This is a genomic window from Chitinophaga pinensis DSM 2588, from assembly GCF_000024005.1.
GTDB lineage: Bacteria > Bacteroidota > Bacteroidia > Chitinophagales > Chitinophagaceae > Chitinophaga > Chitinophaga pinensis.
Window position 1 is genome coordinate 4,393,570 of the sequence record NC_013132.1, and the last position, 14,551, is coordinate 4,408,120.

Genomic DNA, 14,551 nt, shown 5'->3' on the forward strand with positions numbered 1-14,551 from the left:
AGAGAACTTTCCGATAAGACAAATAAGAACAGCCTGGAAGTAAAAAGACCGGCATCACTGCCGGTCTTTTTACTTTTTAATCGATGAACCTGTCTACGACCTTGTTCAGGGTTAGCCCCTGTACAATCACGGAGAAGATCACGATAATATAGCTCGCTGATAATATTAATTCCTTATAAGGAGAATCCGGGAGTGACAGTGCCAGCGCCACCGAAATACCGCCCCTCAATCCTGCCCATACCAAGATCGCAGTTGTGCTGAATGTCGTCTTTAAAGACCGGCGTAATGCCAATGCAGGCACTGCTATACTCACCCCTCTGGCCACCAGTACAAACAATACGGATACCATACCAATGAACCAGTAATTGCCGATGAAAGGCAGTACCACGATCTGCAAACCAATCATCACAAACAGGATAATGTTGAGTAATTCGTCTATCAGCTCCCAGAACTGATGCAGGTAATTCTGTAATTCTGTATTTGTCTTGGCGCCGATAGAAGTGTTGCCAAGGATCAGGCCCGCAGCGACCGCCGCCAATGGTATAGATACATGTAACAGACTTCCCAGTACAGATATCGCCATTACCATAGAGATGGATACCAGTATCGCTGTCTGGAATTCCTGTATTTTCTTTGTCAGATAACCCGTCACAAAAGCGACCGCAGTACCCAGGGCCAGACCGCCAAATACCTCTATAGCAAATAGCTCCAACGCATGTGTAAAGGAGAAAGCAGCTTGCTGTGCGGCTACTTCGCCAATCGTAATAAAGAGAATCAGACCAACCCCATCATTCAATAAGGATTCACCTGAAATAATTGTTTCCAGCGACTGCGGAATCCTGGATTTTTTCAGCACAGACAATACCGCCACAGGGTCAGTAGGTGAAATCAATGCACCAAAAAGGAAACAATACACTAGTGGCAGATCTATACCCAGCAGGGTAGTGGTGATATCCAGCAGGAATCCGAAGATAACAGTGGAGCCGACCACACCAATTGTACTGAGTACCAACACCGGACGTTTCTGCTCCTTCAGCTTTTTATACTCAAAGTGAAAAGCACTGGCAAATAAGAGGAAGGCCAGCATGACATCCAGGAGCGTTTTTGTAAAGTCAATGCTCTCGGTAAGCTCACGGATAAAGTTGAATGCAACCGGAAATGCCTTACCCGTCACCAGTATAAATACGGACAGCAGGATAGATACAAACATTACGCCGATGGCACCAGGCAGTTTGATAAATCGAAGATTAATGTAGGAAATCAATGCGCTTATTGTGATCAGAGCTGTAATGATTGTAAATGTATCCATGCATGCTGTTTATTTGGTGAAGCGATAAATATACAAAAAAAGTTTAACGATTCCCAGGACACAAGGCAATATCTGCAAGCAGTCAGTAATTTATGCATAACAGCAACGGATATATCCTGCCGTAAGCCAGGCATACATTACATTGATCAGCGGACTCCACAAATGTTAAAGAAAATGCAAACTTATCCTAACAGATCCGACGCGCGTTTTTTAGAAGTAATTTGGCCGTCATATAAATACCTATGTTCTACAAATTACTGATCGCCGTTTTACTGCTGACAACATCTGTTTATGCGCAGCGCCCATCCCTGCCAACAACACCTCTTGACATTACAGCGCGAATCTTCGATAAAGAAGGATTCCGCCAGATATCTAAATTTAGTACCGGAGAATATAAAGGACATCCCCGTGGGACAGACCTGAGTAAAGACGCCTCTTGTCAGTTTACACTGCTCAAACAATCTGCTGAGCAGGCTGTTGTGGCTGTCACTATTCTTTCTCCTGCTGAAGAAGGTCTGGACCTATACCTCCATTTCATAAAAGAAGACGCAACATGGAAAGTCAAAGCCTGCAGAGCGTTGGCGATGACTGGTATGATTCAGCGAATGAGAGACGAAATGAAGAAATTAACGCTTAATCAGGTAGATTCGATCATTGAAGCGGAAAAGAATTCCGATAAGGAGTATAAGTCCTTTACCTCCCGTGATCATTATTATTATGAGTTAGGTAATGCCGATCTGACGCTTAAACAGGATGATAACATCATTAAGCATTTCAACGATCACAAAGCTAAATTTGAGCAACTCAAAGACGCTGCACTGAAGGAGCTGCAGGAGAATAAAGAAGATCATGCTGAACGGCAGATACGTCTTATTAAGTCCAGAGAGAACGAATACCACCAGCTTTTCATCAGCAATGTCAGTTACGGCGGGTACATGATCAGCGAACATTGCCTTACCTTTTTAATAGGAGGAATGCTGGATAATACCGTCGGCTATTTATACGTGCAGGATAAAAAGGATCTGCCGGAAATGAGTGACAACAGGGTTATTATGCTCCGCGAAATAGGAGAAGGGTGGTACTTATACAAGACCACCTGACATCACCCTTTCAGCATTGCCAATGATGCTTCAAACCGTGCAGTACGCATCTGCTGCACGGCTTCGTGCATCAGCGCCTTACCATACATGAACTGCCCTTCATAGGTCGCCAGGGATAGTTTACCTGCGCCTATCGCCGGACCAACATCTCTCAGCAACACACCCGCTACATCCTGGTCATGTTTATAGTCTGCCGGTTTCGCTTTTGCCGCCAGGTGCAACATCATCAGGGCGTAAATAATCCGGCTGATTTGTCGCATCACATAGAAACGGGCCTTTTTGTACTCATCCAGTTCATCGCCAAAATACGCTTTCAGAAAGACAGCTTCCTGCTCAGGCATATGAATGAAAAAGTTAGCTACTCCTGCCAGATCAACATAACGGTCATTGACAAAAGCAGTATTCCAGTCGATAACCCAGATATCCTGGCCGTCGCACAATATATTAGATGGATTCAGGTCATTGTGACTGAATACCTTATCTGTATCCTGCCAGGGATATATTTCCCGGACTTCCGCATAGCGACGCAGACACTCGTCGGGGATCTCGCCGGATAATATGTTCGTCTGACGGAAGCCTGTCAGTATATGATCGATGGTTGCTTTCAGATCGTCTCCCGGTATAGTGTAGGGAACAGCATGTATCTTTTTGACTGCTCCCGCCAGCCGGTCTGCCAGTACTTCTCCGGTAAAAATGCTTCTTATAGGCTTATTTTCGACGAAATCACTGATAGTGATACCAGATTCCACATTTCTGTAAAGAAGGGCAGGAGCAATGCCCGCTTGAGCAGCTAAAGCCACCTTTTCGGATAGATCTACAGTTGCAGCTACATGGAGAACGTCCAGTTTCATGACGTAGGGACGGTTATCAACGGTCAGCTTGTAGACCGGGGCGGTAGATAATCCACCTGTCAGCAGATTCACATCCTCCAGCTTAGCACCGCCAAAAGCCGTTTCTATAGCGACATTGATTGCAGCTGTACGCTCAGCCGGAAATACTTCCTGAAATTGAAATGACATAGGGAAAATATTTATATGATCACGGCGCCCAGCAGCTTGAATAATGCTGCTGCGGCAGAATATTTTTTGAATTGTTCCACAGGAATCAGCTCCGCCGCAATGGCATCCGCCGTATACTTCGCTTCTTCATAGATCCGCCGGCCTGCTTCCGTCATCACCACATAACTGACGCGGGCATCCCGCTCATTCGCCTCCCGGGCAATTAACCCCGTCTTTTCCATCGGTAAAAGGAGCCGGGTGATCCCCGATGCCGTCAGACTCGTCTTCTCCGCCAGGTCCTTCCGGCGTAATTTGCCATCAGGTGATTCCTGCAGAATATAAAGTATCATGAAGTCTGTAAAGCCAATCCCATGCATGTTTAGCCGGTCAAAACGACGGGACACTGCTGCCTGCGCTTTTGCCAGACTCATTAACAACTGTAAAGACGTGTTTATTGTTGACATATATTTGACTACTCAACTATTATGCAAATATAAAAGCATTCTTTTTAAATCAGCAAAAATGATTTTATCACCATTCCTTTTCGCCCCATTCGTGTAACTGATCCATGATTTCCATTAAGGCCATTCCTTTCGGCGTAGCAATATAGCTGGTCTGTAAAGGCACTGTTCCCGGTACCTGCTTTTTGATAACCAGTTCCTCCGTCACCAGTTCTGCCAACCGTTTACCGAGTATCTGGTCTGACAGAGTAGGGAAGAGGTCTTTCAGCCGGCTGAACTGACTGGTGCCGGATGAGATCTTGCAAAGGATCTGCATCTTCCATCGCGGACTGATCGCCTTTAATATATCGTTCACATTACAGGAAGCTGCCAGCACGGTCAGATTATATGCATTCGAAGAACTTAGTTTCACCTGTGTCGCCATAGTATTTGTTTGAAAGACTCACTTTCGGGTGAGTTATTGATGACCACTTTATCCGCCTGTAAATTTGAGAAAAATTTAAACAATGAATCACAGAAAAATTAAAGGGGCTTTTATCGGAGTGCTCTGCGCACTCCTTATTTTCTCGAATGGCTTTGCGCAGTCTGATAAATCCAAACCGCCTGTATATGTACTCGTACACGGCGCCTGGCATGGCGGATGGTGCTGGCAGAAAGTAAGCGCCATACTGAGAGCCAAGGATGCAATTGTCTATACACCTACATTAAGTGGTCTCGGTGAACATAAGAACACACTCGACTCCAACGTCAACCTAGACACACATATCTCAGATATCGTAAACTTTATCGAAATGGAAGACCTTCAAGATGTCATCCTCGTCGGCCATAGCTATGGTGGTACAGTGATCGGAGGGGTGGCGGACAGGATTCCGGAAAGACTGCGGAAGCTGGTATACCTTGATGCACTATTGCTGGAAAACGGACAAAGCGCCCTGTCGCTTCAGCCGCCTGCTGTACAGCAAACAATGGTACAGGCAGCTGCTCATGACGGCGGACTTACCATGCCTGCCTGGCCTGCAGCCGTATTCGGCGTAAAGGATACCGCAGACGCACGCTGGGTGGACGCAAGATTGACTGGTCAGCCTTTCAGAACCTTCTCTCAGACATTAACACTGCATCATCCTTACGGCAATCATCTGCCAAAGATCTTTATCGCCTGTACCGTAGATATGCTGCCCACTATCGTTCCATTTGCAGAGAAAACGAAGAAGAGCAAAGACTGGTCATACTACGAACTGGTAACAGGTCATGATGCCATGATCACGGAACCGCAAAAGACAGCCGCCTTATTCTATTCATTTGCTAAATAAAAGCATGATCCTGAAGAGACATTAACCTACCGGTTGATGTCTCTTTTCATATCTCCTACACCCTGCATTAGGCTGTTAAATCCGACCGGGTGGTCTAATGTTTTAATTGTTTTTCAATTGATTAGCTGGCTGAATGGCGCGTTTCCGTCAATTTCACTTTCTTTTCTTTAAATTTGTTCTATGAGCCAGCAATTGGAGACATTAACAGATTTTTATCGGGAAAGGTCTTTTATCAGCTTCCCGTTCAGTACGGAAGACGTAGGGAAAGGAAAGTCTCATTTCAATGTAAATACCCGCAAATATTGCAACTTCAAAACTCCCTACAACCGCAGGGACTTCTATAAAATAACACTGATCTACGGTAAAGGTGAACTGAGCTATGGTGGTAATTCCATTACCATTGACCGCCCGGCATTATTGCTCCCCTGTCCGTCCGTGCCTTATGCCTGGGCTAGTCTCAGTGGGGAACAGGATGGTTTCTACTGCCTCTTCAACCAGGAGTTCTTTAATGAACACTACCAGTTCGATATCTTTAAACGCTCCCCATTGTTCAAACCATGGAGCGAACCTGTCATCTTCCTGGAAGAAAAACAACGCGCACAGATACATGGCTATTTTGAACAGATGATGGAAATGGCGCACAGCGATTATCCATATAAATACGAAGCGCTGCGTAACCTGTTGTGTTTGCTGATGCACTCACTGCTGGTCGATAAACCGGTAGCTGAACCTGGTGCTGGTGAATTATCCGCCTCTTCCCGTTTGCTGAAATCCTTTGATGAACTCTTACATCAACAGTTCCCGCTGGATTCTCCTGCAGATCCATTGACCATGAGGACGCCGGCTGATTTCGCCAGTTCCCTGAATGTACACGTGAATCACCTGAATCATGTGGTCAAGAGTATCACCGGACAAACAACCACTCATATTATCAAGAGCCGTATTCTCGAAGAAGCCAAAACATTATTACTCAATACACAATGGGACATTTCCCAGGTAGGATACTGCCTCGGTTTCGAAGATCCTGCTCACTTTAATAACTTCTTTAAGAAATCTGCAGGGATCACCCCCTTACAGTTCCGGCAGTCAAAGATGAGTGTGCTTATTTGATTTTTGCAATTATCCGTTTGAAATATAAAAGCGGCGTTAAACACGGGTGTTTTAATTTTGTAGCATAATCTATAAGGAATTACAGTATGTTACAAAGTGCTTCAGAGAAAAGGAAAAGAATCGCAACGACCTTAGCTTTTATTTCAATTCCGCTATCGGGATTTGTTACGGATATCTATTTACCATCCTTCCCCTCCATGGCCAAAGGCCTACAGGTCGAAGAAAGCAGCATCCAGCTCACACTGACCTGTTTTTTCATCAGTTACGGTATCTCCCAGTTACTTGTTGGTAGTTTGCTGGACAGTATAGGCAGATTTAAACCTGCCATGTATGCCCTGGTAGCCGTGATTATTACTTCCATGCTGATTGGTTTTACCAGTAATGTCCAGTTGATCTGCCTCCTGAGGGTGATCCAGGGTATTGCCGTATCATTTGTAGTGGTGTCAAAACGCGCCTTCTTCGTGGACATGTACAGCGGAGATAAACTAAAAAATTACCTGAGCTATTTCACGATCATATGGTCCTGCGGACCGATCATCGCCCCTTTCCTGGGCGGCTATCTACAGAAGTATTTTCACTGGCAGGCCAACTTCTGGTTCCTGGCAGCATATGCCCTCGTGATGCTGATATTTGAACTGATCTATAGTGGAGAGACCATCAAAGCACGTAAACAGTTTGATATAGCAAGGGTTAAGAAGGACTATAGCATGGCCCTGGGTAACCTGAACTTCGTGCTTGGTATCGTTACCCTCGGACTAGCCTATTCTGTGGTAATGGTGTTCAATATCGGCGGTCCCTTTGTTATCGAAAATGGCTACCATTTTAACTCGATCGTTACCGGCTATTGTACCCTCATCCTTGGCTTCTCCTGGCTGGTAGGTGGCGTCATAGGTAAGCGCCTGGTAGCAGTAGATTTTGTACGTAAGATCACCGTCGCTTCTGCCACACAATTACTCCTGATCGTCATACTGATGTTCATCGGTTTCGGATACCCTGCGCTGTGGTGCTTTATGTTATTCGCATTTGTCATTCACATCTGCTCCGGATTCCTGTATAATGTGCACTTCACACAGAGCATGCTGTACTTCCCGGAACATGCAGCAATGGCCTCTGGTTTACTGGGTGGGTCGGTTTATGTGATCACCTCATTTTCCAGTTTCATTCTTTCAAAGGCTGGTAAGATGGGACATCAGCAGGATATCACATTACGTTACCTGGTGGTCTCCGCGATCCTGAGTGCAGTAGTATGGTATGCAGTAAAGAGAAGAAGGACATTGCGAAAGGTCAATACAGCCATCGCAGCATAAGACATGTTTGTTTATTGAGTGTTTTGTATAATGAAAAATAGCAGTCCGCCGTGAAGGGGGACTGCTATTTTTATAAAAGCGATGCGCAGTTTACTGCTTCAGTATCTTCACGCTCTTCTTCGTTCCATCTTTACGCTCAATCGCAATGATATAAACACCCGGCGCCAGATGGCTGATCGCAATCGTATTACCCGGACTCTTTACATTCATTACAGCACGTCCGCTGATATCGTAAATACCCAAAGTTTTCACTTTATCATTACCACGGATATACAGCTGATCATGTACAGGGTTCGGCGTCAGTGAAACAATATTATCTTCCACAACTTTTGTGTTCTGTACGGCTAATCTTGCGCCGGATACACTGGTGATCGTGAAATAATTCAGGTTAAATCCACCGGTACCAGTAGCAACACCAATGCTGTAAGCACCTGCCGGCAATGTCACAGTATGAGACACATTACCCCAGGTCTGCCAGCCGCCGGTATTCGGAATCGTAACAGATCCCAGTTGTGTGGCGCCGCCGTCTTTTTCCAGTCGGAGAGTAGTATTGCTGTTCGGGCTGGCTACGCGATAATCAAAGCGATAAGTACCTGCAGCAGGAATATTGATGTCATAAGACATCCAGTCGCCCGCATCTATCCAGCCTACGTTTTGTCCGCCACCTGCGTCAGTAGTCGCTTCAACATCCACACCTGCCATGTAGGTATAACTTTCAGCCTGTATTACAGCAGAAAAGCTGCTGCTATTGGTTTCCACCTTTAAAGAAGAGGTAGAATCATTCCAGTTATTGCCTACCAGACAGGCGTTATCTGCGGTCACTGCCAATGTCGCACCGCCGAAATTATCGTGCTTGTACAATGTCACCTTATAGCCAGAAGTTACTTTCAGTGATGAGATATCATCATTGAGAATACCCAGTGCATTCAGCTGACTGAGGGTATAAGTTCCTGTTGACAAATTCACTGCATAACCGGCATAGTTACAGTCTTTGTATACCGTAACGGGACCGGTCTGTGTCTGTCCTGCATAACCACCGATGGTGATCGTTGCTCTGATGGGAGAGGAAGCGTTGACAGTAGATGAATGATCATATACATCATCATAACAGAAAGCATAGGTCAGACTGTTTAAGCTGATATCGCTACGGTGCCAGAATTTGCAATACCAGTTGTAAGGAGACGTCTGATAATACTTCGATGCCGTCGCCAGGTCCTGCGTAACGCCGGTAGCCAGATTCAGGTCAATCGCATGACGGTTGATCGCCGCACAGATCTGTGCCTGAACGACTTTATCCCATTGACCGCCGGTAGCCATGACGCCACTGCCTTCCATCACTTCGATGTTGGTAGGTTTGCGGGATATCGTACCGATCTGTCCATCGGACGCCCTGGTGAAAGTAAATACATTCCCGGATACACGGCCACTCCAGGTGCCTGCATCGCCTGCATTAAATACCAGATTACCGTTCTGATACTTGGACCAGATGGCGTCTACATAGGAGCCAAAGTAGTTTGCCTGTGCGCCGCTCTGAAAAGCAGGCGTCTTTGATGGGAATTTGATAATGGTGTTGGTCGCATCGTAACATCCTGCGAATTCCGCTGGTGCGGTGGATTGCCACAGCGACAGGATCTGGCTGTGCGGAATAAATTCTCCTACTTTCTTGTAGAAGCCCGCATTACCCCATACTTCCAATCCCATAGGATACTGATAACCGTCCACACGGGTCGTATTCGCCCAGAGTCCATTCGCTGCATTGGTCAGCTCAATGTTCTCAAAACGGATACCCTGGTTGGGATCGGAAGGATTGGCCAGGTCAGGAGCTGCATAACCACTAGGTGCTCCTGATGCGCCAAAGAAGTACAGGAACAGCTGTGAATTGAAGGAGATCAGGATACGACAACCTGCAATACCCGGAATGTTGATCGTTTTGTTAGGGATCTCACTCAGGCGTGCGAAGCAATTGGCATATCTTCCGTTACCGCCGGGTCCCTGATTGCCATTGATCACAGGCCCCTGTACGGTGTTGTTGGATACGCTCATAAGGTTCACTGCACCAGTTTTCGGATTGATCCATACGTGGTTGTCATTGATGATACCTACCACTGCCACATACACATTCGCGTCGGCATACGCTGAATTGTTGGACAAGGTGAAAGGGACCGTAGTTTGTGCCTGCACCGTGCTTTGGAACGAAAGCGTTAATGCCAGTAACAGGACCAGATGGGTACAATGTACCCTGACGAGGGAAAAGAAAGGTCTGATTTTCATAGATGATGGATTTTTTGTTTAACAAAAAAAGAGCTACCCGACATTGGAAATAAATGATATGGTGGCATAGCAGGCCAGGAATATATTATTCAGGCTGTATGCGGCTGGTGGAGATGGGTTACGATAGGCAATCGTGACAGGATTACGACACAAAGATAGGAAGGAAGATGGAGAAAGTAGAATTTTTGCTTATATATTCAGTAGTTTCACTGCCAAGCCACTGGCATTTATCGCTATCTGCTACCAATGCCGGAAGGCATCAGTGAGTGAAGAACGTATCAGCATAGGAGATCCTTGTCTGGAGAAGCTACAGTTGCTAAAGCAATTTTTTAAAGAAGCGGGTATAAAATTCGGCGTAGAATAAGTCATTTACTCTTCACCATCTTTTTTGACTTCTCCTCCGGCACCGTAGACTCACGTATGATCAGCCGCGTAGACAACTGCACTGTTGGCGCTTTCTTAATGGTATAATCATTCTTTACCTTCGCCCGCATTTCCTGTAACAACATTTCCGCTGCTGTACGGCCGATCTCTGAAGTCGGCTGTGCGACAGTCGTCAGTCCCGGATGTACCAGCCCCGCAGAAAAGTCATTACTAAAGCCTACAATGGCAATGTCCTCCGGTATTCGTAATCCCTTTGCCTTCACCACTTCCATTGCCGCAATCGCCGTTGGATCATTGATGGCAAATAAGGCATCCGGTGGTGTATCCAGTTCAAGAAAATGCTTCATATAGATCTTTACTTTTTCCGTCGTCAGGTCATAAGACAACATCAGATCGGGATTATGTGCAATACCATGTTTCTTTAATGCATCAAGATAACCCTGTCTGCGTAAACGGGTATTCACCAATGACTCCGGCCCTGCCAGATGTGCAATCCTTCTTCTGCCAATACGGATCAGGTGTTCCACTGCCTGAAAAGCCGCTTCATAGTCATTGACAATCACATTCGGCACATTCATATCTTCCGGTACCCGGTTAAAGAATACCAGTGGTACGCCCCTGCGTTGTGCCAGGGTGAAATGATCAAAGTTGCGCGTCTCTTTGGTATGCGATACAATGATGCCATCAACACGATAGGAGAGCAATAACTTCATATTGGAGACTTCCGACTCATACGATTCATTCTGCTGACAGATCACTACATTATATCCAGCTGCCTGCATCACATCCTGTACGCCGACAATCACCGAAGGGAAATACGTGGACATAAACTCCGGCACCATAATGCCGATCGTATTCGTATTGTGTTTGCTAAAGCCCAATGCCAGCGAATTACGCTGGTATTCCATACTCGACGCCAGTTCCATGACCGCCTTGCGGGTATGTTCCTTCACATTGGGATGCCCCGTTAATGCACGTGATACCGTCGATTTTGAGATGTTCAGTTGCCGGGCGATGTCGATGATCGTAATGTACTTTGCTTTCATACGTAGTAGTTTTTCAGTCGCTGGGAATATAAAAGTAAGACTTTGGGAACTATCCCAAAGAATTGGGACCGTTCCCATGAAAAAAACATGCAAAAATGTTTTGTCTCATCAATTTGTTTGTGAAAATTTGAAGCAGTTTAGCATTCCATGTTACAGATATCCGCCGGTAGTCAACGCATTCAGATGATATTTTATTCAACCCGGCTTTAACACCAATTACCACAGTTATGAAAAAACGTTTATTTCAATTATTGGGAATTTTCCCAATACTGCTCATCCCAATACTTTGTTTTTCGCAGCAGCTGACGGTGAAGGGAAGGGTCACCAGCGCTGATAACGGGGAGGCATTACCCGGCGTGACTGTCAGGGTGAAAGGCGCCGCTACCGGCGCTGTATCGGGTCCTGATGGCAGTTATACCTTAGCGCTTAAACAACCTGCTACCACCCTCGTATTTACATTCACCGGTTATGCCACACAGGAAGTAGCTGTGGAGGGGAAAAGTCAGCTTGACGTTGCACTGCAATCGGGCAGGAAAGACCTGGATGAAGTCGTGGTAGTAGGATATGGTACACAGCAGAAAGCCAACGTCGCTGGTTCCATCACATCAGTAAAAACTGCTGATCTTAAACAGACGCCTATCTCCAACGTCGTACAAGGCTTACAGGGCCGTGTATCGGGTGTACAGATTACGCAGAATTCCGCTGCTCCCGGTGGAAACATCAGTATGCGTATCCGGGGTGTGAACTCCATCAACGGTACCTCTGAACCACTCTACGTAGTAGACGGTGTGCAACTGTCTAACTCCGGTGGTGTCAATGACATCAGCTCCCTGTCTATTATCAACCCCAATGACATTGAGTCCGTCGCTGTGCTGAAAGACGCTTCCGCAACGGCTATCTATGGTGCGCGTGGGGCAAATGGGGTAGTGCTGATTACGACCAAACGGGGTAAATCCGGCAAGACCGTAGTCAGTTACGACGGCTATTACGGTGTACAACGTACGACTAAACGGATGGACATGATGAATGCAGCCGAATTTGCCGCACTGGAAAATGAGATCTATAAAACAAGCGTATACGAGAATCCCGCTGCATTAGGTGAGGGTGTAGACTGGCAGGATAAAATATTCCGTGATGCACCTATGCAGAATCACCAGGTAACAATCGCGGGTGGTTCGGACAGAACACAGTTCGCCATGTCAGGCAACTATTTCAAACAGGATGGTATCATGCTCAGTTCTGACTTTACACGTTATTCCTTCCGCCTGAATTTCGATCACCGGGTTAGTAATCTGTTGAGGGTGGGGGCCAGCATGTTTACCAGTTATGTAGTCAATAATACCGTACCCGCTGGTTCAACCAGTATAGACGCGGGGGCCGTAACCGGTAGTATGTTGGGCGCCGCAATGGGCGCTCCGCCGACATTAGAACCTTACAGGGCAGATGGTACGATATTTCCCTTCGGGGATCAGATGAATGGCAGATACCGGGAGGTAGTCAATCCTATCGGACTGTCAATGATCCTGAACAGGGATAAGGTCAACCGGACATTAGGAAATATCTATGCAGAGATTACGCCATTCAAAGGACTGACTTACCGCGCTAATTTCAACCCGGTATTATCTGGTACACTGGCGGACTACTATTCTCCCCGTGCGATTATGAATACAGGTGATCTCGCTGGTGGTGGCGGTTCTGCTTCAAAGACGAATTCCAATAACGTCGTCTTACTCCATGAAAGTATCATTACCTACGAAACGCGTATCGCCAAAGAACACGCCTTAAAGGTAACAGGCGTATTCGCTACACAGAGTAACAATTCAAATTCCAATACTATTAACGCCAGTAAGTTTCCCAACGATGCCACTGCAAACGAAGCCGTGCAACTGGCCACAGAAAGGACCGTCAGCAGCAGCCGTTCCAAAGACAGACTCGACTCCTATATGGGGCGTATTAACTACGGCTTCCGCGATAGATACCTGCTGGACCTGATCGCGCGTGTAGATGGTTCTACGAAGTTCGGATCTAATAATAAATACGGTTTCTTTCCCGCTGCCGCTATCGCCTGGCGTGCGTCTGAAGAACCTTTTATGAAAGGTATGTCCGGTGTCAGTAACCTGAAACTCAGATTCAGCTACGGGCTTACCGGTAATGCCGGTGCGATCGATGCCTATAAGTCACTATCACTGCAAGGTACTTCCGGTCTTTATTACTTCGATCACAACCCTGTTATCGGCATCCGTCCAACGGGTATTGCCAACAGAGACCTGAAATGGGAACGCTCCTTACAGGCAGATTTCGGGTTTGACCTCGGTCTCTGGAATGATCGTGTAAATGTGACAGCAGATATCTATCACAAGAAAACAGATGATCTGCTGTTTGTGAAAATACTCCCTGGTTCATCCGGCTATAGCGAAGTAACCGGCAATTTCGCCAGTATGGAAAATAAAGGGCTGGAGTTTTCTATGGACGCTGTCATCCTGGACAAAGCCGTAAAATGGTCAGTGGCGGGTAATATCTCCTTCAACAGAAATAAACTGCTGTCCCTGGCAGATGGTCTTTCAGAATATTCAGTAAGTAACTACCAGGTCATGCAGGTAGGTCAACCGCTGGCTTTATTCAAAACTTACGTATTTGACGGTATCTATCAGACGGGGGAGACGGTGCTGGAAGGATCCGGTAGCCGTACCGGTGGTGTGAAAGTAAGGGACCTTAACAAAGATGGTATCATCAGCGCCGGAGACCAGACGATTGTCGGTAACGCAAATCCCTCTTTTATCTATGGCTTCTCCACCAACCTGAGTTATAAAAACTTCGATTTAAGTGCCTTCTTCTCCGGTGTGCAAGGCAATAAAGTATACAACCTGATCCGCTATACTTTTGAAAACCCATTGGGTGGCAGGAATATGTACAAGTCGCTGGTTAACCGCTGGTCTCCTGATAATCCCAGCAATGAGTATGTCAGTGGTTTTCAGGGTGGCAGATTGCCTTTGAGCGATCGTTTTATGGAAGACGGTTCTTTCCTCCGCTGTAAAAATATTACCCTCGGTTATCGTCTGCCAAAGATCAGCAATATCAGTTCCGCAAGGGTATATGTCAGCGCCAACAACCTGTTTACCCTGACGGACTATACCGGTTACGATCCCGAAGTGAATACCTTCGGTAATTCCAATAAACAGATAGGGGTAGATAATCTGGTATATCCCACTGCCCGTTCATTCCTGCTTGGTCTGCAGGTAGCATTCTGATCTCATC

12 protein-coding genes are annotated in these 14,551 nt (G+C 46.3%); 6 read left to right on the plus strand and 6 right to left on the minus strand.

Translation table 11 applies throughout. The annotated features are described in order from the left end of the window. Positions 1 to 76 precede the first annotated feature (76 nt). On the minus strand, positions 77 to 1,309 hold the full coding sequence (locus CPIN_RS17520) for a cation:proton antiporter (protein ID WP_012791165.1): 1,233 nt from the start codon (positions 1,307 to 1,309) through the stop codon (positions 77 to 79). A 242-nt stretch (positions 1,310 to 1,551) separates the two neighbouring features. Between CPIN_RS17520 and CPIN_RS17525 the strand changes: the two genes are divergently transcribed. Beyond that, entirely contained in the window at positions 1,552 to 2,409 is an 858-nt protein-coding gene (locus tag CPIN_RS17525) for a hypothetical protein (RefSeq protein ID WP_012791166.1), read from the plus strand. A 2-nt stretch (positions 2,410 to 2,411) separates the two neighbouring features. Here CPIN_RS17525 and CPIN_RS17530 read toward each other — a convergent pair whose 3' ends face one another. From CPIN_RS17530 to CPIN_RS17540, 3 genes are all read right to left on the minus strand, one after another. Beyond that, the gene (locus CPIN_RS17530) at positions 2,412 to 3,428 is read right to left on the minus strand and encodes a phosphotransferase family protein (protein ID WP_012791167.1); all 1,017 of its coding nucleotides are present in this window, start codon (positions 3,426 to 3,428) and stop codon (positions 2,412 to 2,414) included. Positions 3,429 to 3,439: 11 nt separating this feature from the next. Continuing rightward, positions 3,440 to 3,871 (minus strand): MarR family winged helix-turn-helix transcriptional regulator, encoded by a 432-nt coding sequence (locus CPIN_RS17535; RefSeq protein WP_044219010.1) that lies wholly within the window; start codon positions 3,869 to 3,871, stop codon positions 3,440 to 3,442. 67 nt (positions 3,872 to 3,938) lie between these two features. Beyond that, on the minus strand, positions 3,939 to 4,292 hold the full coding sequence (locus tag CPIN_RS17540) for a winged helix-turn-helix transcriptional regulator (RefSeq protein ID WP_012791169.1): 354 nt from the start codon (positions 4,290 to 4,292) through the stop codon (positions 3,939 to 3,941). Positions 4,293 to 4,374: 82 nt separating this feature from the next. On the opposite strand from CPIN_RS17540, the gene CPIN_RS17545 reads away from it, so the two are divergent. The 3 genes from CPIN_RS17545 (at position 4,375) to CPIN_RS17555 (ending at position 7,595) form a co-directional block, all read left to right on the plus strand. After that, positions 4,375 to 5,178 carry an alpha/beta fold hydrolase gene (locus CPIN_RS17545; RefSeq protein ID WP_012791170.1) on the plus strand — a complete coding sequence of 268 codons (804 nt, stop codon included), beginning with the start codon at positions 4,375 to 4,377 and terminating at the stop codon, positions 5,176 to 5,178. A gap of 180 nt (positions 5,179 to 5,358) precedes the next feature. Then, on the plus strand, positions 5,359 to 6,288 hold the full coding sequence (locus CPIN_RS17550) for a helix-turn-helix domain-containing protein (protein WP_012791171.1): 930 nt from the start codon (positions 5,359 to 5,361) through the stop codon (positions 6,286 to 6,288). 86 nt (positions 6,289 to 6,374) lie between these two features. Then, the gene (locus CPIN_RS17555) at positions 6,375 to 7,595 is read left to right on the plus strand and encodes an MFS transporter (protein WP_012791172.1); all 1,221 of its coding nucleotides are present in this window, start codon (positions 6,375 to 6,377) and stop codon (positions 7,593 to 7,595) included. 90 nt (positions 7,596 to 7,685) lie between these two features. Here the strand turns inward: CPIN_RS17555 and CPIN_RS17560 are convergent, their stop codons facing one another. After that, positions 7,686 to 9,866 carry a beta-1,3-glucanase family protein gene (locus CPIN_RS17560; RefSeq protein WP_012791173.1) on the minus strand — a complete coding sequence of 727 codons (2,181 nt, stop codon included), beginning with the start codon at positions 9,864 to 9,866 and terminating at the stop codon, positions 7,686 to 7,688. Positions 9,867 to 9,999: 133 nt separating this feature from the next. Between CPIN_RS17560 and CPIN_RS17565 the strand changes: the two genes are divergently transcribed. Then, complete coding sequence (locus CPIN_RS17565) at positions 10,000 to 10,230, plus strand: hypothetical protein (RefSeq protein ID WP_044219016.1); 231 nt, start codon at positions 10,000 to 10,002, stop codon at positions 10,228 to 10,230. Position 10,231: 1 nt separating this feature from the next. Here CPIN_RS17565 and CPIN_RS17570 read toward each other — a convergent pair whose 3' ends face one another. Then, positions 10,232 to 11,296, minus strand: coding sequence for a LacI family DNA-binding transcriptional regulator (locus CPIN_RS17570; protein WP_012791174.1), 1,065 nt, complete (start codon positions 11,294 to 11,296; stop codon positions 10,232 to 10,234). Between the two features lie 227 nt (positions 11,297 to 11,523). Here CPIN_RS17570 and CPIN_RS17575 point away from each other — a divergent pair, with 227 nt between their 5' ends. Continuing rightward, positions 11,524 to 14,544 carry a SusC/RagA family TonB-linked outer membrane protein gene (locus CPIN_RS17575; RefSeq protein WP_012791175.1) on the plus strand — a complete coding sequence of 1,007 codons (3,021 nt, stop codon included), beginning with the start codon at positions 11,524 to 11,526 and terminating at the stop codon, positions 14,542 to 14,544. Positions 14,545 to 14,551 lie beyond the last annotated feature (7 nt).

What these genes read in the sequence shown, in the direction of transcription:
- CPIN_RS17570 (WP_012791174.1), bottom strand. Translation starts at nt 11,296, where the DNA reads ATGAAAGCAAAGTACATTACGATCATCGACATCGCCCGGCAACTGAAC.
- CPIN_RS17555 (WP_012791172.1), top strand. Translation starts at nt 6,375, where the DNA reads ATGTTACAAAGTGCTTCAGAGAAAAGGAAAAGAATCGCAACGACCTTA.
- CPIN_RS17575 (WP_012791175.1), top strand. Translation starts at nt 11,524, where the DNA reads ATGAAAAAACGTTTATTTCAATTATTGGGAATTTTCCCAATACTGCTC.
- CPIN_RS17520 (WP_012791165.1), bottom strand. Translation starts at nt 1,309, where the DNA reads ATGGATACATTTACAATCATTACAGCTCTGATCACAATAAGCGCATTG.
- CPIN_RS17535 (WP_044219010.1), bottom strand. Translation starts at nt 3,871, where the DNA reads ATGTCAACAATAAACACGTCTTTACAGTTGTTAATGAGTCTGGCAAAA.
- CPIN_RS17540 (WP_012791169.1), bottom strand. Translation starts at nt 4,292, where the DNA reads ATGGCGACACAGGTGAAACTAAGTTCTTCGAATGCATATAATCTGACC.
- CPIN_RS17550 (WP_012791171.1), top strand. Translation starts at nt 5,359, where the DNA reads ATGAGCCAGCAATTGGAGACATTAACAGATTTTTATCGGGAAAGGTCT.
- CPIN_RS17545 (WP_012791170.1), top strand. Translation starts at nt 4,375, where the DNA reads ATGAATCACAGAAAAATTAAAGGGGCTTTTATCGGAGTGCTCTGCGCA.
- CPIN_RS17525 (WP_012791166.1), top strand. Translation starts at nt 1,552, where the DNA reads ATGTTCTACAAATTACTGATCGCCGTTTTACTGCTGACAACATCTGTT.
- CPIN_RS17530 (WP_012791167.1), bottom strand. Translation starts at nt 3,428, where the DNA reads ATGTCATTTCAATTTCAGGAAGTATTTCCGGCTGAGCGTACAGCTGCA.
- CPIN_RS17560 (WP_012791173.1), bottom strand. Translation starts at nt 9,866, where the DNA reads ATGAAAATCAGACCTTTCTTTTCCCTCGTCAGGGTACATTGTACCCAT.